Raw genomic sequence first — 21,297 nt, 5'->3', positions numbered from 1 at the left:
CGACCCAAAACAAGCCCGCCGGGCAATAGGGCCGCGGCGGGCTTTTCGTATGTGAAGAAAGACAAGACGAAATGTTTAATAAGCAATCCGTGTCGCTGGAATGGGCCGGCCGCACGCTGACGATTGAAACGGGCCAGGTGGCCCGCCAGGCCGATGGCGCCGTTATGGTGACGTATGGCGACACGGTCCTCCTCGCGACGGCCGTTTTTGCGAAGGAAGCCAAGCCCGGACAGGACTTCTTCCCGCTGACGGTCAACTATCAGGAAAAATACTACGCATCGGGCCGCATCCCGGGTGGCTACTTCAAGCGTGAAGGCCGCCCGACCGAGAAAGAGACGCTGACCTCGCGCCTCATCGACCGCCCGATCCGCCCGCTGTTCGTTTCCGGCTTCAAGCATGAAGTCCAGGTCGTGCTGACGGCTGTGTCCTACGATCTCGAAAACGATCCGGACATTCTCGGAATGATCGGCGCCTCCGCGGCGCTCGTCCTTTCCGGCGCCCCGTTCATGGGCCCGATCGGCGCTGCGCGTGTCGGCTACAAGGATGGCGAATACATCATCAACCCGAGCCAGATGGACCTTGAAGAGTCCGAACTGGACCTCGTCGTCGCCGGTACGGCCGACGCCGTGATGATGGTGGAATCTCAGGCCAAGGAACTTTCCGAGGACATCATGCTGGGCGCCGTTGTCGCCGGCCATGACGCCATGCAGCCGGTGATCGACGCGATCATCGACCTCGCCGAGAAAGCCGCCAAGGCCCCGTTCGACTTCGAGCCGGTGGACAACTCCGCCGCTGTCGCCGCGATCCAGGGCATTGTCGGCGGGGATCTCTCCGCTGCCTACAAGATCACCGAGAAGCTGGCCCGTCAGGCCGCCGTGGCCGAGGCCCGCGACAAGGCGAAAGCCGCGCTTGTCGGCACCGAGGAAGCGCCGGGCGAAATGTCCGCCGAGACCTTCAAGGCAGCCTTCAAGGAAACCGAGGCCGCTGTGGTCCGCGGTGACATCCTGAAAACCGGTGAGCGCATCGACGGTCGTAAGCTGGACCAGGTTCGCCCGATCGTGGCCGAAGCCGGCTTCCTGCCGCGTACCCACGGTTCCTCGCTCTTCACCCGCGGTGAAACGCAGGCGATCTGTGTGGCAACGCTGGGCACGTCCGACGACGAACAATATATCGACAGCCTGGACGGCACCCGGAAGGAGAACTTCCTGCTGCACTACAACTTCCCGCCTTACTCCGTCGGTGAGACCGGCCGGATGGGTGGTGCTGGCCGCCGCGAGATCGGCCACGGCAAGCTCGCATGGCGCGCGCTGAAGGCTGTGCTGCCGGATCACGCGGAATTCCCGTACACGATCCGTCTCGTCTCCGAGATCACCGAGTCCAACGGCTCGTCCTCGATGGCGACGGTCTGCGGCTGTTCGCTGGCCATGATGGACGCCGGTGTGCCGGTGAAGCGTCCGGTCTCCGGTATCGCCATGGGCCTGATCCTGGAAGGCGAAGAGTTCGCCGTCCTCTCCGACATCCTGGGTGACGAAGACCACCTCGGCGACATGGACTTCAAGGTCGCCGGGACGGAAGTCGGCGTGACCTCGCTCCAGATGGACATCAAAGTTGCCGGCATCACCAAGGACATCATGGAGAAAGCCCTCGCCCAGGCGAATGGCGGCCGTATGCACATCCTCGGCAAGATGGCGGAAGCCCTCGGCGAAAGCCGCGGTCAGCTCTCCGACAACGCCCCGCAGATGGAAATCATCAAGGTGCCGACCGACAAGATCCGCGACGTGATCGGCTCGGGCGGCAAGGTGATCCGCGGCATCGTGGATGAGTCCGGCGCAAAGGTGAACATCGACGACGATGGCACCGTGCAGGTTTCTGCCCTCGACCGCGCCTCCATCGACAAGGCCCTGCAGATGATCAAGGAGATCGTTGCAGAGCCGGAAGTCGGCGAGATCTATCAGGGCACGGTCGTTGGCCTGAAGGACTTCGGCGCCTTCGTGAACTTCTTCGGTCCGAAGGACGGCCTCGTCCACGTGTCGCAGATGGCAAACGAGCGCGTTGGCCATCCGAAAGACGTGGTCAAGGAAGGCGACAAGGTCTGGGTCAAGCTGCTCGGCTTCGATGACCGCGGCAAGGTCCGCCTGTCGATGAAAGTCGTCGATCAGGAGACCGGCAAGGAACTCTCCGAAGACAAGGGCGGCGAAGAGGAATAATCCTCGCCCCTCAACGGACTTCAGAAGGCCGCCCCGAAACGGGCGGCCTTTTTATTGCCCAGATGTTTTCCGGAACCAGGCCGCATTTCACGCGTCAACTCTGTCAGCAACAAGAACAGATGAGCCGTAACCATGCCTGCCACCAAGACTTATGAAGCCTCCCGCATCGTCTTTGCGCCTGACGACACGATCTATGGCGTGATGACGGATATCGACCGGCTTTCCCTCTGGCTGCTGCCGGACGGGGAAGACGTGCGGATCGACAAGTTCGACCTGCGCCCGGGCGGACGGTTCCGTGTGGCATTTACCCCCGCCGACGACTGCCCCGTTCAGGCGATCAATGGCCGCTTTATCGACATTGTCAGTGACCAGCAGATTGTACAGGTTGTGGAACTGGAGTCCGCCCTTCAGGGCTTTACCGGCACGATGCGTATCATCTGGTGTCTCGAAGACGTGCCCGAAGGCACCTGCCTGCGGCTTGCCGCGCAGGACATGCCGCCGGGCCTCGATGCCGAATGGCTGACCCGCCAGTTCGAGGTCACGCTTGACCGGCTCGCCCTGCTGGTGGAGCGCCTGCCCAGCGCCAGCATTATCTATTCCGAAGCCGGTGCCCGGCCCTGTTAAACGCCCGCGCCTGATAGCGCCTGCTTCACCGCGGCAATCGTCCGCTTCACATCCTTTTCATTCGTTCGCCAGCTGACGACGCTGATGCGCATGGCGCGTTGGCCGTTCCAGGTGGTGGGGGAGAAGAAGGCCTCTCCGGTGGCGTTGACGCGGGCGATGATCTCGTCCGTGAAGGCGTCATTCTCTTCCTTGCTCGCGCCCGCCCGTTCGAAGCGGACGAGGCCCTGATTCAGGACCGGATCGTTCAGCGCGCGCGCGCCAGGCAAAGAACCGATACCGGAAACCAGCGCGCGGCAGTGATTGCAGCAGCGGTCGATCATGTCGGCCACGCCCTGCCGCCCCAGTTCCTGAAGCGCGGCATAGACCGGGATTGCCCGCGCCCGGCGGGAGAGTTCGAGGTTCCAGTCATTCGGATCGCGCGCTTCCCGGGTGGGGGAAAGATAGGTGGCGCCCAGCGCCATGGCAGCGCGGTGGGCGTCCGTATCGCGCACGAAAGCGATGCCGCAATCATAAGGCACGTTCAGCCATTTATGGCCGTCGGTTGCCCAGCTGTCGGCAAGCTCGATCCCCTCGGTCAGCGGTCGCAGCCGCTCGCTCACCCGCGCGAACAGGCCGAAGGCGCCGTCAACATGCACCCAGGCGCCCGCCGCCTTTGCCACCGGGATCAGTTTCGCAAAATCGTCGAACGTGCCGACATTCAAATCCGCCGCATTGAGGCAGAGAATGATCGGCCCGTCATAGTGGGAGAGCTTGCGTTCGAGATCGTCCAGCAGCATGTCGCCCATCGCCCCGGTATCCACGTCCACAATGTAGGACTGGCCGATGCCGAGATAGCGAATGGCAGAATCGATGGAGCCATGCCGGTTGCGGCTGGTCAGCACGCGGATCGCGGGCGCGCCGAACAGGCCGTCTTCCTCCACATTCCAGCCTGCATTGGCCAGCACGCGGTGGCGCGCCGCGGCGAGCGCCGTGACATGCGCCATCTGGCAGCCGGTTGTGAAGGCGAAGGACGCCTCGCGCGGCAGGTCGAACAGATCCTTCAGCCATTCGCCGGCGATTTCCTCGATCATGGCGGCAGCGGGGGCGACGGAGAACAGGCCGACATTCTGGTCCCAGGCCGAGACCAGCCAGTCTGCTGCCGTGGCAGACGGCAGGGACCCCGCCATCACCCAGGCGAAGAACCGCCCGCTGGCGTTGGCATTGAGGCCCGGCGTCGCCTTGGCGGCAAGATCGTCGATGATCGCGCCCGCGTCTCGCCCCGTTTCAGGTAGCGGCGCCGCGAAGGCGGCGCGCAGCTCGGCGGCGCTCGCCTGCGCCCCGGCCGGGCAGTTGCCGAGATTGTCCAGCCATTGATGGGCATGGAACCGGGCGCGGTCGAAGGGATCAGACATGTGAGGTCTCCTCGTCCCCCCACGTCATACGCCTGTGGCCGGGCAGGACCACCCGGAAAATGTCGTTCCCGCTGCAGGCGTGCGGCGGTTTCCCCGTTGAAGCGCAAGGGTATTTGCCGCAAAAGCCAATGCATGACCAAGCGCAAATCCTTCCTCATCGCGATGTCCGGCGGGTCCGGCTCCGGCAAGTCCACCCTGGCCGAGGCGCTGCTGGAACATTTGCCGGACGGCAAGGCGGTCATGTTCGGGGAAGACGCCTATTACCACCCGATGAGCTTCTATGGTGCTCCAGCGACCGAGGCCGAACGCCAGGCCCTGATCGCGACGATCAACTATGATGCCCCGGCCTCGAAAGAGGTCGACCATCTGGTGAAGGACCTGAAGGCCCTGAAATCAGGACAGGGGATCGACCAGCCGATCTATGATTATGACCGCCACGATCGCAGCACCAAGACGCGCCGGATCGAACCTGCGCCGGTACTGATCCTCGAAGGCATCCATGCGCTCTCCATGCCCAAGATCCGGCCCTTGATCGACCTGTCGGTCTATGTCGACACGCCGGACGATCTGCGCCTCGCGCGCCGGATCCGGCGGGACGTGGTGGAGCGTGGGCGCGATGTGGAAAGCGTGCTGCAGCAATATCTTGGCACCGTCCGGGCGGCGCATTACCGCTGGACCCATCCGGCGAAGTTCGAGGCCGATCTCGTGATCGCCGACGAAGGCCTGCCGGCCTATGGCAATGTGCGGCCGACGGGCGAGGCGCTGGAGCGGATGCTGGCGCCTGTGCTGGCGCGCCTGCAGACGGCCGGCGTGATCTGAAAAACCGGAAAATTGACAGTTCTGCTGTAACTGTTCTGTTCATCTTCGGCGCGGTAGACTGCGCAGGCCATGAAGATGCGCGCGCTGTTTCTTGCCACCGGCTTCTTGTTTGCGGCCCTGCCGGCCGCGGCCTGCAATATGGATGTGCACCATCGCGGTGTGACTGTGGCGGATTATGTCGAGACCGTGCAGCCCTGCCTGCGGGCCTGGCCGGCGGGCTACACCGCCGATGCGCGGATGGAGGCGGACTTCTTCACCCGCGTGAATGAGGAGCGCACGTCGCGCGGCCTGACGCCGCTGCGGTACCGGCCGGAATTGCTGGACGCCGCGCGCTTCCAGAGCCTCGACATGGCCTACAACAAATTCTTCGGGCATGAGAGCCCGGACGGGCGCCACCATGATGCGCGCGTCGCCGCCTTCGACCGCAGCGCGCTGGTCGAGTTCAGCGCCGAAAATGTCGCCATGGTGGAAGTCATTGGTGGGCGGTGGAATCTGAAACGCAATGCCGTTGATCGCCTGCACGGCAATCTGATGGACAGCCCCGGCCACCGGGCGAACATTCTCAATCCGGATATTACGGATGTCGCGATGGGGGTTGTGCGGACGGAGTCAGGTGTCTGGGTGACGCAGGTTTTCGTTGAACTGTCCGGTTCACTGCCTGCGCCGCTGCCTGTGCGGATGCGGCCGGGCCAACGGCTGGACATGCAGCCCGCGCTGCGCGAGTGGAATTTCCAGAACTTTGTCGCGAAGCAGGCGGACAACCGCTACACGGCGCTGGGCAAGGCGATCCCGAAAGGCCTGAGCGGTGATTTCGAACTGACCGCGAATGGCCGCATGCGTGGGGAACTGCCCGGCATGTATTACACGATCCGCCTGCCGGGGCCGGCCGTGACGGTGGGGCGCTAGGCGTCAGAGGAAGCCGGCGATCTCGTCCAGCTGTTTCTTGATCAGGGCATGTTTTGGCACCATGGCGCCCTCCGCCGGGTGGCCCGCGACGAGGATCAAAAACGGTTTATCCGTCTCCGGACGGCCGCAGATACCGTTCAGGAACTTCATCGGGTTCGGCGTATGGACCAGCGTGGCGAGGCCTGCTTCGTGGCAGGCCGCGATCAGCAGGCCCGTGGCGATGCCGACGCTTTCATGGATGTAGTAATTTTTGCGGTCTTCGCCTTCCCGCACGCCGCCGCGGCGCTGCGCGAAGATGCAGATCAGCCAGGGCGCGGTTTCCATATAGGGCTTGTCGGCATCGGTGCCGATCGGGGCGAGGGCATCCAGCCATTCTTCCCCTGCGCGGCCTGAATAGAATTCGCGTTCCTCGGCCTCGGCGGCCTCGCGGATCTCGCGTTTCTTTTCCGCGCTGCCGACGCAGGCGAAATACCAGGGCTGGTGGTTCGCGCCCGACGGGCCAGAGCCTGCCGTGCGGACGCAGGCCTCGATGACATCCTGCGGCACAGGCTTGTCAGAGAACTGACGGACAGAGCGGCGGCGCGCCATCCGGTCATGGAAGGCGAGGGCCCGGGCCAGCATTTCGTCTTCCGGCAGATCGGCATAGCCGGTCAGGGGCACATGGGTCTCGGGCGAGGTTTTCATGCCTCACCGATACCATGCGCACCTGACCGGGCAACATCACTTACCGGTTATCGAATTCCGCGCGGACGAGCTCCAGCCCCCGCCGCGTGATGCGGTAAGGCTTGCCACCTTGCGAGGCGATGGCACGATTGCGCTTCAGCTTGCGGAAGAGACGGAGGCTGAGGCCCGGATAGCGCCAGCCATCGCGGGTAAAGCAATGCAGTTCTTCCGGCTTGTTGTGTTCGTTGCGGATGATTTCGATATGCCCGCCCTGTGCGAGCAGGTGGAGGATGCGCTGTTCTGCGCGGGAGATATCCATTGTAGGTGGTCCGAAGTCGGGCGCCGCACTTCGGAGATGTGACGGCGCGCAAAAACGTTCACTGGCGTCAATTGCCAGCGGCATCGTTCTCGCCGGCCTGCCTGACGCTGATCCTCAGCGCCTCAAACGGCAGGCCCCTTACCGGGACTCAAACATGGAATTGGACATAAACGCTCCGTTGAGCCGCCTATCTGGGTAAGCAGCCCTCACGGGTCAAGTCTTTTCCGTGCGGATTATTCTTCTTCAGGAAGCTCCGGGACGCCGACGGCGTGGAAGCCGGCGTCGACGTGGATCACTTCGCCGGCAATGGAGTGGCCGAGCTCTGACAGGAGGTAGAGTGCACAGCCGGCGACGCCGGACATTCGAGTGTCTTCCTTGAGGAGGGACCAGTCACGGCCCGTGCCCATAAGGCTCTTGCCTCCGCGGATGCCCGCGAGGGAGAGCGTGCGCATCGCGCCCGCGCTGATCGCATTGACGCGGATGCCCTGATGGCCCAGGTCGCGCGCGGCATAACGGGTGGAGGCTTCGAGCGCGGCCTTGGCAACGCCCATGACGTTGTAAGACGGAACGGTCCGCTCGGCGCCGAGATAGGTCATGCAGATCATCGCGCCGCCATCCGGCATGATCTCTGCCGCGCGGCGGGCGCTGTCGATGAAGGAATAGACGGAGATGTCCATCGCGCGGCGGAAGCCTTCGCGGGACGTATTCGCGACCATGGAGCCGACCAGCTCGTCCTTGCCGGCAAAGGCGATGGAGTGGACCAGGAAGTCGATCTTGCCCCATTTCTCCTTCACGGAGGCGAAGGCGGCGTCCATCGAAGCGTCGTCGGTCACGTCAGCAGGGATCATGAAGTCCATGCCGATGGACTCGACCAGCGGGCGTACGCGGCGTTCCAGGTTCTCGCCCTGATAGGTGAAGGCAATCTCGGCGCCTTGGGCGGCCAGTTGCTGGGCGATGCCCCAAGCGATGGAGTTCTGGTTGGCAACACCCATCACGATGCCGCGCTTGCCCTTCATCAGGGTGCCTTCGGGCGGGGTCCAGTCATCAGCCATGGCGCGAATCCTTCCTGCTTGTCTTTGAAGAGAACGGCTAGGGGGGCGGTTGGCCCCCGTCAAGCGCGCCGGATCAGGCCGGCTGGTCCATGTTCTTCAGGCCGACGCGCATGTCGGTGGCCGTGTAGACATGCTCGCCGTCGACATAGACGCGGCCATCGGCGATGCCGAGGACGAGCTTGCCGCGGCGAACGCGCTTCATGTCGATTTCATAGCGCACCAGCTTCTTGTCCGGCGTGATCTCGCCGGTGAAGCGGACATCGCCCACGCCGAGCGCGCGGCCCTTGCCGGGGCTGCCGGACCAGCCGAGCCAGTAGCCGACGATCTGCCACATCGCATCGAGGCCAAGGCAGCCCGGCATGACGGGGTCGCCCGGGAAGTGGCATTCGAAGAACCAGAGGTCCGGCGTGATATCGAGCTCAGCCACGACATGGCCCTTGCCGAACTGGCCGCCATCCATCGTGATCTCGGTGATCCGGTCCATCATCAGCATCGGCGGGGCCGGAAGCTGGGCGTTGCCGGGACCGAAATAGCCGCCCTTGCCGGATTCGAGCAGGTCTTCCTTGGAATAGGAGGATTTGGGCGTGTGATAGTCGTGCGGTCCGGACATGCGTGATTTTCCTTAACGTCAGTAACCGGCCTTGAAGGCACCGGACCGCCCGGATTGTCAACTCATGAGGCGCGGTTTTGGCCTCAGAGGCCCGTTTCGCCAGGGTCTGCGCCCCATAGCGAGGGCTGAGGCGCATAGCCCTTGAATTCCTGGGCCTGGACGCGGCACCAGCCGCGCGAACAGGCGCCCAGATCGACCAGAACGCCCCGGCCCAGGTCGGCCACGGGTTCGGCGCCCGGCGTCGGATCCTGGCGCAGGACGGTGGGCGTCTGGACATAGGCCTTGTGGCCTTCTTCCAGCATGCGGGCATGGACCCAGACCTCAGTGCCGGAGGGGTCGCGTACGCGCCGCCAGTTCTGGCTTTCCTTGATCACCAGAAGGGGCAGGCCCTTGCGCTGGTATTCCCACAGGACCGGGTGTTGCTTGGACGGGCCGGCGCGGCCGTTGACCATGGCGAATTTCAGGGTTTCGAAGCGGGGGACCGGCTTTCCGGAGAATCGCGACACGCGCACCAGCTCCGGTGCCTGCGCCATGGCGGTCCCTCCGAGGAAGAACACGACCGAGATCAGAAAGGGTGCCCACTTCATGTGCATCAGCTTCCAAAGCGAAATCTGCGACAAGATTGCACGCTCTGGTGAATTAGCCGTAAAATCTTCGGCATTGGCGTACCGGCAGGGCTTTGCTAAGGCCTCCGCAGAGTCGATTATAAAAGATACAAAGGGTGCTCATGCCGACCAGGAAGCTGAAGATCGTCGTCACCCGCAAACTGCCGGCTGCGGTAGAGTTGCGGATGAAGGAGTTGTTCGACGCCCGCCTCAATGAGGACGATCACCCCTTCACGCAGGAAGAACTGGCCGAGGCGATGCAGACCGCCGACGTGCTGGTGCCCACCGTGACCGACCATATAGACGGCCGCCTTCTGGCGCGGGCAGGGGAGCAGCTCCGCCTGATCGCCCAGTTCGGCGCCGGTGTGGACAATATTGACGTGCAGAGCGCCATCCAGCGCGGCATCACCGTCACCAACACGCCGGGTGTGCTGACCGACGATACCGCCGATGTCGCCATGGCGCTGATCCTTGCCGTGCCGCGCCGCCTGCATGAGGGCGCGCAGATCATGGATGGCGGCGGCTTCGATGGCTGGACGCCGACCTGGATGCTCGGCCGCCGTCTCGCGGGCAAGCGCCTCGGCATCATCGGCATGGGCCGTATCGGCCAGGCCGTTGCGCGCCGCGCAAGATCCTTCGGCCTGCAGATCCACTATCACAACCGCAAGCCGGTCGGCGCGCGGATCGAGGAACAGCTCGAAGCAACCTATTGGGACAGCCTCGACCAGATGCTGGCCCGCATGGACATCGTCTCCATCAACTGCCCTCACACGCCGGCCACGTTCCACTTGATGAATGCCCGCCGGCTGGAGCTGATGAAGCCGGAAGCCTACATTGTGAACACGGCCCGCGGCGAAGTCATCGACGAGGCGGCGCTCGCCCGTGCCATCAAGGCCGGCAAGCTGGCCGGGGCCGGGCTCGACGTGTTCGAACGCGAACCGGCGGTGAACGAGGAACTGATCGGACTGCCGAACGTCCTGCTGCTGCCACACATGGGCTCGGCCACGATCGAAGGCCGCACCGAGATGGGCGAGAAGGTCATCATCAACATCAAGACCTTCGCCGACGGCCACCGCCCGCCAGACCGCGTGATCCCCGCGATCCTGTAGCGTTGACGCCTGTCAGCGCCGTGCCTTTCTGAGATTCCGGGCGCGGGCGCGTACGGAGGCGGCCGGATCCTTTTCCGCATATGCAAGCGCGGCTTCCGCTTCGGCGGAAATGCCGTGATCGCGTTCGGCGAGATAGCAGAGAAGGTCCAGAGACCAGGCCCGCAGGAAGGGGCGCGGGCTCGCCAACAAGGGACGGGCAAAGGCGAGCAGGTGATCTGCTACATCGTCTGGAAAGGGCAGGAGACGGGCGCTCTGACAGATGTGCAGTTGCGCATCCCAGGTCGTGAGACCGGTAAGCCGGCCTGCCAGTTTCACGCACTGGTCCGGCGTCAGGAGCTGGTCGTTTTCGGCATGATGCTTGATCAGCCAGGTCGCCCCGGATGAGATCGCATCGTTCTCATCCGTGGACAGAACGACCAGTTCATTGAAATAGGCCTTTCCTGATCCGTGTGCCGCCGCAGCCTCGGTGAGGACGGAAGGGGACTTGCGGTCAAAGGCGGCAAGCTGGTCTCTCAATCCGTCGCTATTTGCCATTGCGATACCGGATGTCCGATCAGTCCAGCGCGCCGATATAGGGCAGGCCGCGATATTTGCCGGCATCGTCCATCCCGTAGCCGACGAGGTAGCGGCCCGGCGAATCGAAGGCGCAGAAATCGACGCCGTTCTCTCCGCGGGGCGCCCACGGCTTTTGCGTCAGCGTGCAGGTAATGACCTCTTTCGCGCCCTTGGCCAGAAGGTGTTGCTTGGCGAATTCGAGGGTGCGGCCGGTGTCGAACACATCGTCCAGCAGCAGCACGCCGCGATCCTTCACCTGCCGCGACAGGTCCGCCCGGACGACCACCCGGCCGGAGCTTTCGCGCGCATCGCGATAGCTCTCCAGCCAGATGACATCCAGCATCGGGTGCACGCCGCGCCGGGCGAGCGCCTTCATAAGGTCAGACGTGAAAGGCGTCGCGCCGATCAGGATGGAAACAACCGTCCAGTCTCCGGTCAGGCGCGGGGCCAGCCGGTCGGCCAGTTCGTCGATCCGCGCCATCAGCTGGTCTTCCGGCACGAGCACTTCGATCTTCTGGGCGTCGCTCATTCCGTCTCGTCTCCGGCGGGCAATTCAGGCGCCGCCTCATCGTCCGGCGTTTCAGGCGCCGGGGGTGTCAGCGCGCTCTGGGACACACCGGCCTTGTCCACCAGGGAGAGTTCGATCTGGAAGCTCTCCATCGGGGCCTGCTCCAGCACGATCTGAAAACTGCCCTGAGACCCAGCGGGCAGGCGGGCCGGCGTGATCGAGCCATAGCGGGTGGCGACCGTGCGGCCGCGTTCGTCTTCCAGGTCCACTTTCACCAGCGGTGTATCGACGGTGGAGCGTGCCACGTTCACGGCATGGCCCGAAACGGTGACGACCGGTACGGTGTCGTTGAAGGTGCGGGAGCGTTCGATGTCGGCGAATTCGATGCCGAACCGGTTCACATTGAAGCCGGCCATCTTGTAAGCCCCGGCGGCGCGCGGGAAAACCTTCACCACATCATTGCGGAACATGATGGCGGCCACACCCAGCACAAAGAACAGGACGGCCGTGCCGATCCAGGAGAGGAGAGCGACCGTGCGGCTCTTGCGGCGGCGCTGTTCGCGCACCCGTTGGCGGTAGATTTCATGGGCGGCGGCTGGATGGGCGCCAGCCTTTTCCATTTCCAGCCCCGGCGGGCCCACAAACCAGGAATGCCCGCAGGCGGCGCACTTCACGGTGCGGCCGCTTTCACCGATTGTTGAGTCATCGGCGAAATACTGTGTCTCACAATTCGGGCAGGTGAGGATCATGCCTTGGTCTTTCCCGCAATTCGCCCCAATAATCCAGCCATCCGGGCCAATCGATGGAGCCGATGACCCTTTCGAGACTCGACCCTTTTGACGATATTGCTGTGCGTCTGGATAACGTGTCGTTACGCTACGACACTTCGGATGACGTTCTTAGCGGTATTGATCTCAGCCTGAAACAGGGATCTTTCACATTCCTGACAGGCGCGTCTGGCGCGGGAAAATCCAGCCTTCTCAAACTCTTGTACCTGGCGCTGAAGCCGTCGCTCGGCGAAGTCTCGCTGTTTGGCCGGCCGACCGGGCGCCTCGCGCGCGATCAGTTGTCGGCCATGCGCCGCCGGGTGGGCGTCGTGTTCCAGGAGTTCCGCCTGCTGGAACACCTCTCCGCCTATGAAAACGTGGCCCTGCCGCTGCGTGTGGTTGGCCGCAAGGACGCCGATTACAGGGGGGATGTGGAGGAGCTGCTGGCCTGGGTGGGCCTCGGCAAGCGCCTGCACGCAAAACCGCCGACCCTGTCGGGCGGGGAACAGCAGAGGGTCGCCATCGCCCGCGCCGTAGTGACCCAGCCGGACATCCTGATCGCCGATGAGCCGACCGGCAACGTCGACCCGGAAATGGGCTCGCGCCTGATGCGCCTGTTCCTGGAGCTGAACAAGCGCCGGGGCACGACCGTGATCATCGCCACGCACGATCTCGGCCTGGTGCGGCAGGTGGAGGCGCCGGTCTACCGGCTGAACAATGGCCTTCTGGTGCGCGATGTCGAGTTCGGCGGAGACGGCGCAGCGGGCCGCCGGCGGACCGACCCGGCAAAGGCGGAAGACTGATGGCACGTGAAACGCCCCTCCTGCCCGTTGAGGACGCCCGCGAGGCGGCGCTGTTCTTTGTCGTTGCAGCGCTCTGTTTCCTGGCGGCGCTCGCGGCCTTGTCGGCCAAGTCGACCTATGGCGCCGCGCGGGCCTGGACGGCGGAAGTGGAAGGCGAACTGACCGTTACGCTGCAGGATGTCGACCGGAGGGCGGCGGAAGACGCCCGCAAACTGATCGAATCGACGGACGGCGTGGCGTCTGCGCACCTGATGTCGAAGGATGAGATCGACGAATTGCTGGAGCCCAATTTCGGCAATCGCGGCCTGCCGGACAGCCTGCCTCTCCCGCAGCTGATTGCGGTGACCGCCGACCCTCATGTGCCGGACATGGGTCCGACCTTGCAGCGCGTGCTGACGCAGGCGGGTTATAACAGTGCCGTGGACGAACATGCCGACTGGGCGGGCGATGTCCGCCGCGTGCTGGCGATCACGCGGCTGATTGCACTGACGGCGGTGGCGTTATTGGCCTCGACCGCTGTGGCGGTGATTGCCTTTGCGACCCATGCCGCGCTGCTGGCCCGGCGGGACATTGTCGATGTGCTGCACCTGTCGGGCGCGCGCGACCGGTTCATTGCCAGCCTGTTCGAGCGGCGCTTCTGGGTCCTTGGCCTGCGGTCAGGGGCGGTGGGCGCCTTGCTGGCGCTCGGCGCCGCGGCCGCAGCGATCTTCGCCGCAAAGGCCCATGGCGGGCACGCCGGCCTGCTGCCGGAGCTGAGCCTTGATTACCTTGACCTTGTCGTCCTCGTTCTGACCCCGGTGATCGCCGGGCTTGCCGCCCGCATCGCGGCCCGCATCACAGTGATCCGCGCACTCAAGAGCATGATGTGAGCAAGAACGGCCGTCCCCGGCGTGGAAAATCCCGGCTCGGCACGATGGTGGTCGTGTTCGTGCTGGGCCTGCTTGGCATCGACTTCCTGCTATTTGCCCAGCGCGCAGCGAACATGAAACCGGACACGGGCGTGAAAGGCGATGCCATCGTGGCGCTGACCGGCGGATCTGGCATTCGCATCGCGGAAGGGGTGAAACTGGTTTCCGAAGGGCGGGGCGGGCACCTGCTGATTTCCGGCGTGCACCCGGACGTCACCATGGAAGACCTGATCAGCCTTGCGGGCGGCGACCCGGAAGTCTGGGCCTGCTGCGTCACCATCGGCCATGCGGCGGAGACCACGCTCGGCAATGCCGAAGAGACCGCCGCCTGGGCCTATGAGAATGGTTATGACGACCTGATCCTAGTCACGTCCGACTATCACATGGCGCGCAGCATGCTGGTGCTGCAGGACGCGATGCCGGACATCACGCTCGAGCCTTGGCCCGTGCGGACCGTGATCGACCCATCGCGCCTGTTGACGGATTACAAGTCCCTCAAGGGCGTATTCCTGGAATGGGCGAAGTGGCGGGTAACGACGCTGGAATGATCGCGCGCGATTGGCTAAGCCAGCGGGCATGAGAGTCTTCACTTCCCTCCTGTTCGTGATCTGGCTGTACCTGTGGATGGCCATTCTCGGCATCTTGTTCCTGCCGGCACTGATCCTGCCGCGCTGGGCGACGATTTTCGGCATCCGCACCTATGCGCGCACCATCCGCCTCGGCCTGCGCCTGATCTGCGGCATCAGCACCGAAATCCGCGGGCGCGAGAACATGCCGGAAGGTCCTGTGATCTATGCGGGCAAGCACCAGTGCATGTACGACGTGTTCATTCCCTTCCTGGTGATGCGCGACCCCGCCATCATCATGAAGAAGGAGCTGCTCTGGTATCCCTTCCTCGGCTGGTACGCGCTGAAAGCCGCGATGATCCCGATTGACCGGGCGGGTACGACCAAGACGCTGAAGGCCATGGTCGCCGAGGCGAAGAAACGGGCGGAAAACTACCGACAGATCGTCATCTTCCCGGAAGGCACGCGCAAGGCGCCGGGCGCCCCGCCGGATTATCATGCCGCAGGCATCTCCGCGCTGGCAAAGGCCATCGAGGCGCCGATCGTGCCGGTGGCGACCAATGCGGGCCTCTGTTGGCCAGGCAGGGGCCTCCTGCGGCGGCCCGGAAAGGTGGTCTACGAGATCCTGCCGCCAATACCGGGTGGCCTGCCGCGCAGGGACATGATGGCAAGGCTGCAGGGCGAACTGGAACCGGCGACGGATAAGCTGGTGAAGGAAGGCCTTGCCGTACAGGGCCGCGAACTGCCGGCCACTTAGAGGAATTCCGGATATGGTGTCGTCTTCCACGCCGAAGAAAAAATCCCGCTTCGGCCTCTTCCTGCCGTTTGTCTTGCTGCTGCTTGTCGTTGGTGCCTGGTCGGCCTGGTGGCATGTCGCCAGTGGCCGGATCGATCAGGCCGTGGACGAATGGATCTCGGAACAGGAGGCTCAAGGCGCGGCGTTCACCTATGCCGGCCGCCACATGGGAGGATATCCATTCCGCTTCGAACTCGTGTTCGACCAGCCGGCGTATTCCGGCAGGCCCGGGGAAGCGTCCTGGGAAGGCGACCGGGCCGAATTCGTGATGCAGGCCTGGAATTTGACCCACATGATCGGACGCATGCCGGGTCATCACGTCATCACCGGTGCAAACGGCATCCGCAACAGCGTCGATTTCGACGGGCATGCCGCCTTCAGCCTGTCCTGGAACAAGGCGGGGCTGAACCGGTTCGGCTTCCAGTCCGGCGAGGCGCAGGCGCTGGTTGGCGGGCAGGTCTACGAGATCAGCAATCTGTCCCTGAACCTTGCCCCTCGCCCGGAGAGCCCAGACGATCTGATGATCGCGGCGCAGTGGGACAAGCTGGCGCTGGAGGCGGCGCCTGTGGCTGCGCCTTATTTGGGTACGGAGCTTGGGCCCTCCCGCCTGATTGGGGAAGTGCGCAGTTTCTTCCCGGCCTATGAGGCGGCTGGCCGCGAAGTGGGCGGCGTCTGGCCCATGCTTCTGGAAGATGGCGGCGAGGTGGAAGTTGCACAGCTCTTGCTGGACTGGGGCCCGCTGGACCTTGGCGCGCAGGCCAATCTGACGCTGGCGAATGGCCGCTCGAACGGCGCGTTCAAGGTGCGGATCGAGAATGCCGATGCGCTGAAGCAGGCCATGATCGATACGGGTCATTGGAATCAGCAGGAGCAGGTCGTGTTCGGTACGCTGGCGCCAGCCTCACGCGATGGCGGCTTCCTGACCCTACCGGTGATCGACGATACGGTCTTTGTCGGCCCGGTGCCGCTGGGCAAGCTGCCCGGCAGCCGGTCGTGACTGCGCCTTCCAGAGCGACTATCCAGTCGGCCTGCGAGGCCTTGTCTGTCATCGATCCGGCGCTCGCCCGCGCCTATGACATTGTCGGCGTGCCGGACTGGCGGACGCATGCGCCGAGCTATGCGCTGCTGGCGCGGACGGTGGTCTACCAGCTGGTCTCCACGCGCGCAGCCGATGCGATCTGGGTCAGGGTGGAGGGCTTTCTGGGTGAGGTGACACCGGAGCGTGTGCTTTCCTGCGACCAGGACAAGCTGCGCGCCTGTGGCTTGTCGCGTCCGAAACTCTCCCACATGAACACAATCGCCGACGCCATCGCGGAGGGCGCGCTGGATCTCGCCCGCGTCGAGGCGGCAGATGTGGACGCGGCCCGCGCCGAATTGCTGGCGGTGAAGGGAATTGGTCCGTGGACGGCAGACCTTTACCTGCTCTATGCCGCCGGGAAGGTGGACGCATTCCCGCATGGCGACGCCGCCCTGATGGAAGCGCACCGGCGCCTCGGCGGCTATGAGCAGCGTATGGCGAACAAGGCATTTTCCATGCATGCAGAGCGTTGGCGCCCGTACCGGGGCGTTGCGGCGCATCTTCTCTGGGGTTGGGTAAACACGGAGCGGGCGAAAGCGGGCATTCCGCCAGCCTGAGTGCCGGGCATTGCAAAACACCGTTCCTGTCATATTCTCTTGATAAGAATCGCCTAGATGAACAGGCGAAACCAAGAGGAGCGCACGCTTTCAGTCGGTTCGAACAACAGATTTCCAGTCTCTGTCGCATGGGGGGTCACCATGGCTGAGATACTTACGGCGCCGCCCAGCGGGCGGCCTGCACTGGTTCTGAATGCCGATTACAGGCCGCTTTCCTATTATCCGCTCTCATTGTGGCCGTGGCAGGAGGTCGTGAAGGCGGTTTTCCTCGATCGTGTCGATATCATTGCAGAATACGACTATATCGTGCGCTCTCCGAGCACGGAATTCCGCCTGCCGAGCGTCATCGCGCTGCGCGATTTCGTGCGCCAGGACCGTCCGCCAGCCTTCACACGCTTCAACGTGTTCCTGCGCGACGGTTTCCAGTGCGCCTATTGCGGCACGCACGACCAGCTGACGTTCGATCATGTCGTCCCGCGCTCGAAGGGCGGACGCACGACGTGGGACAATATCGTCGCCGCCTGTTCGCCCTGTAACCTGCGCAAGGGCAACAAGCTGCTGAATCAGACGGATATGCACCTGCTGCGCCGGCCTTTCCGGCCCAATAATTACCAGCTGCAGGAAACCGGCCGCCGCTTCCCGCCCAACCATTTGCATGAGACGTGGATGGACTATCTCTATTGGGATGTGGAGCTGGAAAGCTGATTAACCATCAGAGCGCTGTATTTGTTACATATTCGCACCTGAACTGTCATAAAAACTGTATGAAATCGGGCTATCCGCCAACGGATGTCCTTCTCGCGCGCGCAGCCGAAGCCTGATTACAAGGCGATTTTCATCTCCGATGTGCATCTCGGCAGTGCCGGGTGCCAGGCCGATGCGCTGTGCGCATTCATGAAAACGCATACATCCGAACAGCTTTATCTCGTCGGTGACATCATTGATGGCTGGCGCATGCGGAAGAAATGGTTCTGGCCGCAGTCGCACACCAACGTCATCCGCCGCATCCTGACCGCTGCGAAGCGCGGCACGGAAGTCACCTATATCATCGGCAATCATGACGAGTTCCTGCGGGCCTTCCTGCAGTTCCGGCTCGCCTTCGGCGATATCCGCGTGAAGAACCGCGCCTTGCATGATGGCGAGGACGGCAAGCGCTACCTCGTTGTGCATGGCGACATGTTCGACGGCATGATGCGGGCCGACCGCAAATGGATCATGCATCTCGGCGACCATGCCTATAATTTCCTGCTGTGGACGAACACGAAGCTGAACGCGATCCGCCGCCGTCTCGGCATGCCTTACTGGTCCCTCTCGCAGGCCCTGAAGAAGCGCACCAAGCGGGCGCTGAACCATATCCACAATTTCGAAGGCCATGTGGCGGACTATTGCCGCCGCAAGGGCTATGACGGAGCGATCTGCGGCCACATCCATGTCGCCGAAATGCGCGACATCGACGGCATCACCTACATGAACGATGGCGACTGGGTGGAAAGCTGCACCGCGCTGGTCGAGCATCATGATGGCCGCTGGGAAATCCTCCACTTCCAGCCCCACGCCGTGAAAGCGGACGAACCGGTGGCAAAAGAGGCCCGCATCAGGGCAGTGGCGTAAGCCCGTCCTTCCTTGTCACCCCGTGAGGAAGGGCGGGTCACGAACGCTGCTAACCGCGCCGCTTGACTTCCCGCGCGTGCCCGGCCACCTGACACCGATGCAATCCTCCCTGAAGGCCATTCTGGGCCCCACCAATACCGGCAAGACGCACTACGCGATTGAACGGATGACCGGCTTCGGCACCGGCATGATCGGCCTGCCGCTGCGCCTGCTGGCGCGCGAAGTCTATGACCGGGTCGTGGAGCGCAAGGGCGAAGCCGCTGCGGCGCTGATCACAGGTGAGGAGCGGATTGTTCCGTCCACGGCGCGATACTTCATCTGCACGGTCGAGGCGATGCCGGTGGAGCTGCGCACGGACTTCGTGGCCATCGACGAGATCCAGCTCGCCCAGGACGAGGATCGCGGCCACATCTTCACCGACCGCATCCTCAATTTGCGCGGCAATCACGAGACGCTGCTGCTCGGCTCCGACACGATGCGCGGCCTTCTGCGAGAGTTGAAACTGCAGGCGGAGACCGAGCCGCGCGAGCGCTTCTCGGAATTGCGCTATATCGGCCATACCAAGATCACCAAGCTGCCGAAGCGCACGGCGATTGTCGGCTTCAGTGCTGAGGAGGTTTACGCCATTGCGGAGCTGCTGCGCCGGCAGAAGGGCGGGGCGGCGGTGGTGATGGGTGCGCTCAGCCCCCGCACCCGCAACGCGCAGGTCGAGATGTTCCAGTCCGGCGAGGTGGATTATATCGTCGCGACCGATGCCATCGGCATGGGTCTGAACCTCGATGTCGACCGGGTGGTCTTTGCCTCGCGCTCGAAATTCGACGGGCGGCGCCACCGCCCGCTGACACTGGCCGAATGCGGACAGATCGCCGGCCGGGCCGGGCGCTTCCGGCAAGACGGCGAATTCGGCGAGACGGCGGACTGTCCGCCTTTCGAAGAAGAACAATGGCGCGCCATTGAGGCCCACCGGTTCGATCCGGTGGACGCGATCCAGTGGCGCAATTCCGATCTCGACTTCTCGTCGCTGAAATCGCTGATCCGCAGCCTGGAAAAGCCGTCGGGCAATCCGGTGCTGATCCATACGCCGCATGCGCTGGACGAATGGGTGCTGCGTCGGATGGGGGAGGATGGCCATATCGGGCCGGATGTGTCCGGCGCCCGGCAAGTGCGCCGCCTTTGGGATCTCGCCCGCCTGCCGGACTTCCGAAAGCTGGGGCCCGAAGGCCATGGCCGGCTCGTGCTGGGTCTTGCCGAGACGCTGATGGATCCGGATGCGCGCCTGTCTAATGCCGGCATGGAGCGGCGGCTGGACGATCTGTCCTCCACCGAGGGCGATATCGCAAAATTGCAGCAGCGCCTTGCCAGCATCCGCACATGGACGTATGCGGCCAACCGCCCCGATTGGTTGGAGAACCCTGCTTATTGGCAGGAAAAGACCCGCACGATAGAAGACGCCTTGTCGGACGCGCTACACCAGGCGCTGACAGCAAGATTCGTGGACCGAAGAACAACAGCGCTGCTCGCCAGCCTGAAAAAGGAAGATGCACTCGTGACTGACCTGACGCCGGAAGGCGACGTGACCGTCGAAGGCCACATCGTCGGCCGCCTGAAAGGCCTGACCTTTGAACCGGTCCTGGACGCCCGAACCCTGGAAGGCAAGGCTGTGCGCGGCGCGGCCGCGGCTGCCATCCGCCCGATGCTGCTTCAACGCCTCGGCCAGATTGCGGGGGCGGCGTCGGATGCGTTCACGCTGGCTGATGATGGCTCGATCGTACATGGCGGCGCCGCTGTGGCGCGCCTGTCGAAAGGCGCAAGCTGGATGACCCCGCGTGTCGACCTGGTCGGCGCGACCGAGACAGAGCCACACGACCGCGAACCGGCCCGTGCCCGGATCGAGGAATGGCTACGCAGCGAAATCGCGCGCGTCCTGCCGGTCCACTGGAAACTCTCCGAGGAGAAATCCGGCGAGACGCTGGATGGCCTGCCGCGCGGCCTCGCTTTCCGAGTGCTCGAAAGCGGCGCGGCGGTGGACCTGCGGGGTGACGACCAGTCCGTCCGCCTGACCCCGGAACAGCGCGAAGCCCTGAAAGGCATCGGCATCCGCGCCGGCCGTGTCGCCGCCCATGTGCCGGATGCTCAAAAGCCTGCTGCCCAGCGCATGATCGCCATCCTGCGCGCCGTGTTTGCCGACGAAGCCTTCCCGCTCGCGCCGGAAGGGGCTGGATCGTTTGCGCTGGACGGCACCTGGCCGGAAGAGGCGCTCGCCGCCAACGGCTATCTCCGCTTCGGCAAACGCGCCGTGCGGGCAGATCTCGCCGAGCGTCTCGGCTGGGAACTGTCCAAACGCCGCCGTGAGGCCGGCAAGAACGCATTCGCCATCCCGATCGATCTGGCATCCGTCGTGTCCTGTCCGGCCGATGACTGGCCGGCCGTGCTGAAAGGCTTCGGCCTTGCCCCGGCTGAGAAGGACCCGGAAACCGGTGCCGTGACGCTCTGGCGCTATGGCGCCCGCTCGCGCCCTGAAGAGGGCGGTGGCCGCCCGCCGCGCCGTGAAGGCGGGCATGGGCAAGGTAAACGCTCGGACAATCGTGGCGGCGGAAAAGGCGGTCCCCGCCCGGGCGGCAAGGGCGGTTCACCGCGCCGGTCTGCCCCGCAAAGCCGCCAGCCGGATCCGAACAGCCCCTTCGCTGCGCTGGCCGCCCTGTTGCCGCCGGAACCGCCGCCGAAAAAGAAGCGCAAGCCCAAGAAAAAGGGCGGCGCGAAACAGGGATCTGCCGGTGGACCGGCTGGAAATGAAGCTGCTGGATCAAAAGGCGGTTTCACTTACACGCCGTTCAGCTGAGCGC

The 21,297-nt window shown here is 64.0% G+C and carries 23 protein-coding genes; 14 read left to right on the top strand and 9 right to left on the bottom strand.

What is annotated here, in order from left to right:
* Positions 1–71 precede the first annotated feature (71 nt).
* Entirely contained in the window at positions 72–2,207 is a 2,136-nt protein-coding gene (gene pnp, locus HY26_RS18340; protein WP_034761044.1) for a polyribonucleotide nucleotidyltransferase, read from the top strand.
* 132 nt (positions 2,208–2,339) lie between these two features.
* Positions 2,340–2,831 (top strand): SRPBCC domain-containing protein, encoded by a 492-nt coding sequence (locus HY26_RS18335; RefSeq protein ID WP_112074298.1) that lies wholly within the window; start codon positions 2,340–2,342, stop codon positions 2,829–2,831.
* Here the strand turns inward: HY26_RS18335 and HY26_RS18330 are convergent.
* Complete coding sequence (locus tag HY26_RS18330; RefSeq protein ID WP_034761051.1) at positions 2,828–4,222, bottom strand: pyridoxal-dependent decarboxylase; 1,395 nt, start codon at positions 4,220–4,222, stop codon at positions 2,828–2,830. The two genes, HY26_RS18335 and HY26_RS18330, sit on opposite strands and share 4 nt — an antisense overlap.
* A gap of 132 nt (positions 4,223–4,354) precedes the next feature.
* Here HY26_RS18330 and udk point away from each other — a divergent pair, with 132 nt between their 5' ends.
* Together udk and HY26_RS18320 are read left to right on the top strand one after the other, a co-directional pair.
* Positions 4,355–5,041, top strand: coding sequence for a uridine kinase (udk, locus tag HY26_RS18325; RefSeq protein WP_034761054.1), 687 nt, complete (start codon positions 4,355–4,357; stop codon positions 5,039–5,041).
* A 75-nt stretch (positions 5,042–5,116) separates the two neighbouring features.
* A complete protein-coding gene (locus HY26_RS18320) occupies positions 5,117–5,947 on the top strand; it encodes a CAP domain-containing protein (RefSeq protein WP_158531559.1) in 831 nt (276 codons plus the stop codon).
* A 3-nt stretch (positions 5,948–5,950) separates the two neighbouring features.
* On the opposite strand, the gene HY26_RS18315 is transcribed toward HY26_RS18320, so the two are convergent.
* The 5 genes from HY26_RS18315 to HY26_RS18295 form a co-directional block, all read right to left on the bottom strand.
* A complete protein-coding gene (locus HY26_RS18315; protein WP_233351688.1) occupies positions 5,951–6,631 on the bottom strand; it encodes a nitroreductase family protein in 681 nt (226 codons plus the stop codon).
* A gap of 40 nt (positions 6,632–6,671) precedes the next feature.
* On the bottom strand, positions 6,672–6,929 hold the full coding sequence (locus HY26_RS18310) for a YjhX family toxin (protein WP_034761064.1): 258 nt from the start codon (positions 6,927–6,929) through the stop codon (positions 6,672–6,674).
* A gap of 233 nt (positions 6,930–7,162) precedes the next feature.
* Entirely contained in the window at positions 7,163–7,981 is an 819-nt protein-coding gene (locus tag HY26_RS18305; protein ID WP_034761067.1) for an enoyl-ACP reductase, read from the bottom strand.
* A 73-nt stretch (positions 7,982–8,054) separates the two neighbouring features.
* The gene (gene fabA, locus HY26_RS18300; RefSeq protein ID WP_034761071.1) at positions 8,055–8,591 is read right to left on the bottom strand and encodes a bifunctional 3-hydroxydecanoyl-ACP dehydratase/trans-2-decenoyl-ACP isomerase; all 537 of its coding nucleotides are present in this window, start codon (positions 8,589–8,591) and stop codon (positions 8,055–8,057) included.
* A gap of 83 nt (positions 8,592–8,674) precedes the next feature.
* Positions 8,675–9,178 (bottom strand): SH3 domain-containing protein, encoded by a 504-nt coding sequence (locus HY26_RS18295; protein WP_051599471.1) that lies wholly within the window; start codon positions 9,176–9,178, stop codon positions 8,675–8,677.
* Between the two features lie 140 nt (positions 9,179–9,318).
* Here HY26_RS18295 and HY26_RS18290 point away from each other — a divergent pair, with 140 nt between their 5' ends.
* The gene (locus tag HY26_RS18290; protein WP_034761074.1) at positions 9,319–10,305 is read left to right on the top strand and encodes a D-glycerate dehydrogenase; all 987 of its coding nucleotides are present in this window, start codon (positions 9,319–9,321) and stop codon (positions 10,303–10,305) included.
* Positions 10,306–10,317: 12 nt separating this feature from the next.
* Here the strand turns inward: HY26_RS18290 and HY26_RS18285 are convergent, their stop codons facing one another.
* Genes HY26_RS18285 through HY26_RS18275 form a run of 3 tightly spaced genes read right to left on the bottom strand, consistent with a single transcriptional unit; the run spans position 10,318 to position 12,117 of the window.
* Positions 10,318–10,839 carry a hypothetical protein gene (locus tag HY26_RS18285; RefSeq protein WP_146740276.1) on the bottom strand — a complete coding sequence of 174 codons (522 nt, stop codon included), beginning with the start codon at positions 10,837–10,839 and terminating at the stop codon, positions 10,318–10,320.
* 19 nt (positions 10,840–10,858) lie between these two features.
* Positions 10,859–11,389, bottom strand: coding sequence for a phosphoribosyltransferase (locus HY26_RS18280; RefSeq protein WP_034761078.1), 531 nt, complete (start codon positions 11,387–11,389; stop codon positions 10,859–10,861).
* Positions 11,386–12,117, bottom strand: a complete 732-nt coding sequence (locus tag HY26_RS18275) for an MJ0042-type zinc finger domain-containing protein (RefSeq protein ID WP_034761079.1) — start codon at positions 12,115–12,117, stop codon at positions 11,386–11,388. The genes HY26_RS18280 and HY26_RS18275 overlap by 4 nt, the downstream gene beginning before the upstream one ends.
* Before the next feature lie 62 nt (positions 12,118–12,179).
* Here HY26_RS18275 and ftsE point away from each other — a divergent pair, with 62 nt between their 5' ends.
* The 9 genes from ftsE to HY26_RS18230 all read left to right on the top strand — a co-directional run bounded on the left by ftsE (position 12,180) and on the right by HY26_RS18230 (position 21,293).
* The gene (ftsE, locus tag HY26_RS18270; protein WP_051599598.1) at positions 12,180–12,938 is read left to right on the top strand and encodes a cell division ATP-binding protein FtsE; all 759 of its coding nucleotides are present in this window, start codon (positions 12,180–12,182) and stop codon (positions 12,936–12,938) included.
* The gene (locus HY26_RS18265) at positions 12,938–13,807 is read left to right on the top strand and encodes an ABC transporter permease (RefSeq protein ID WP_233351687.1); all 870 of its coding nucleotides are present in this window, start codon (positions 12,938–12,940) and stop codon (positions 13,805–13,807) included. The genes ftsE and HY26_RS18265 overlap by 1 nt, the downstream gene beginning before the upstream one ends.
* Positions 13,804–14,394 carry a YdcF family protein gene (locus HY26_RS18260; protein ID WP_146740275.1) on the top strand — a complete coding sequence of 197 codons (591 nt, stop codon included), beginning with the start codon at positions 13,804–13,806 and terminating at the stop codon, positions 14,392–14,394. Before HY26_RS18265 ends, HY26_RS18260 begins: the two co-directional genes overlap by 4 nt.
* Positions 14,395–14,422: 28 nt before the next feature.
* Positions 14,423–15,169: a 1-acyl-sn-glycerol-3-phosphate acyltransferase gene (locus tag HY26_RS18255; RefSeq protein ID WP_034761083.1), complete on the top strand. Its 747-nt coding sequence runs from the start codon at positions 14,423–14,425 to the stop codon at positions 15,167–15,169.
* A gap of 13 nt (positions 15,170–15,182) precedes the next feature.
* Positions 15,183–16,205, top strand: coding sequence for a DUF2125 domain-containing protein (locus HY26_RS18250; RefSeq protein WP_112074294.1), 1,023 nt, complete (start codon positions 15,183–15,185; stop codon positions 16,203–16,205).
* On the top strand, positions 16,202–16,843 hold the full coding sequence (locus HY26_RS18245) for a DNA-3-methyladenine glycosylase (protein ID WP_034761089.1): 642 nt from the start codon (positions 16,202–16,204) through the stop codon (positions 16,841–16,843). Before HY26_RS18250 ends, HY26_RS18245 begins: the two co-directional genes overlap by 4 nt.
* A gap of 141 nt (positions 16,844–16,984) precedes the next feature.
* On the top strand, positions 16,985–17,548 hold the full coding sequence (locus HY26_RS18240) for an HNH endonuclease (RefSeq protein ID WP_034761091.1): 564 nt from the start codon (positions 16,985–16,987) through the stop codon (positions 17,546–17,548).
* A gap of 84 nt (positions 17,549–17,632) precedes the next feature.
* A complete protein-coding gene (locus HY26_RS18235; RefSeq protein ID WP_051599474.1) occupies positions 17,633–18,454 on the top strand; it encodes a UDP-2,3-diacylglucosamine diphosphatase in 822 nt (273 codons plus the stop codon).
* A 97-nt stretch (positions 18,455–18,551) separates the two neighbouring features.
* On the top strand, positions 18,552–21,293 hold the full coding sequence (locus tag HY26_RS18230; RefSeq protein ID WP_112074293.1) for a helicase-related protein: 2,742 nt from the start codon (positions 18,552–18,554) through the stop codon (positions 21,291–21,293).
* The last annotated feature ends 4 nt before the right edge of the window (positions 21,294–21,297 follow it).

Source organism: Hyphomonas sp. GM-8P (genome assembly GCF_003263315.1).
Taxonomy (GTDB): Bacteria; Pseudomonadota; Alphaproteobacteria; order Caulobacterales; family Hyphomonadaceae; genus Hyphomonas.
This window is presented reverse-complemented; position numbering and strand designations above follow the sequence as displayed.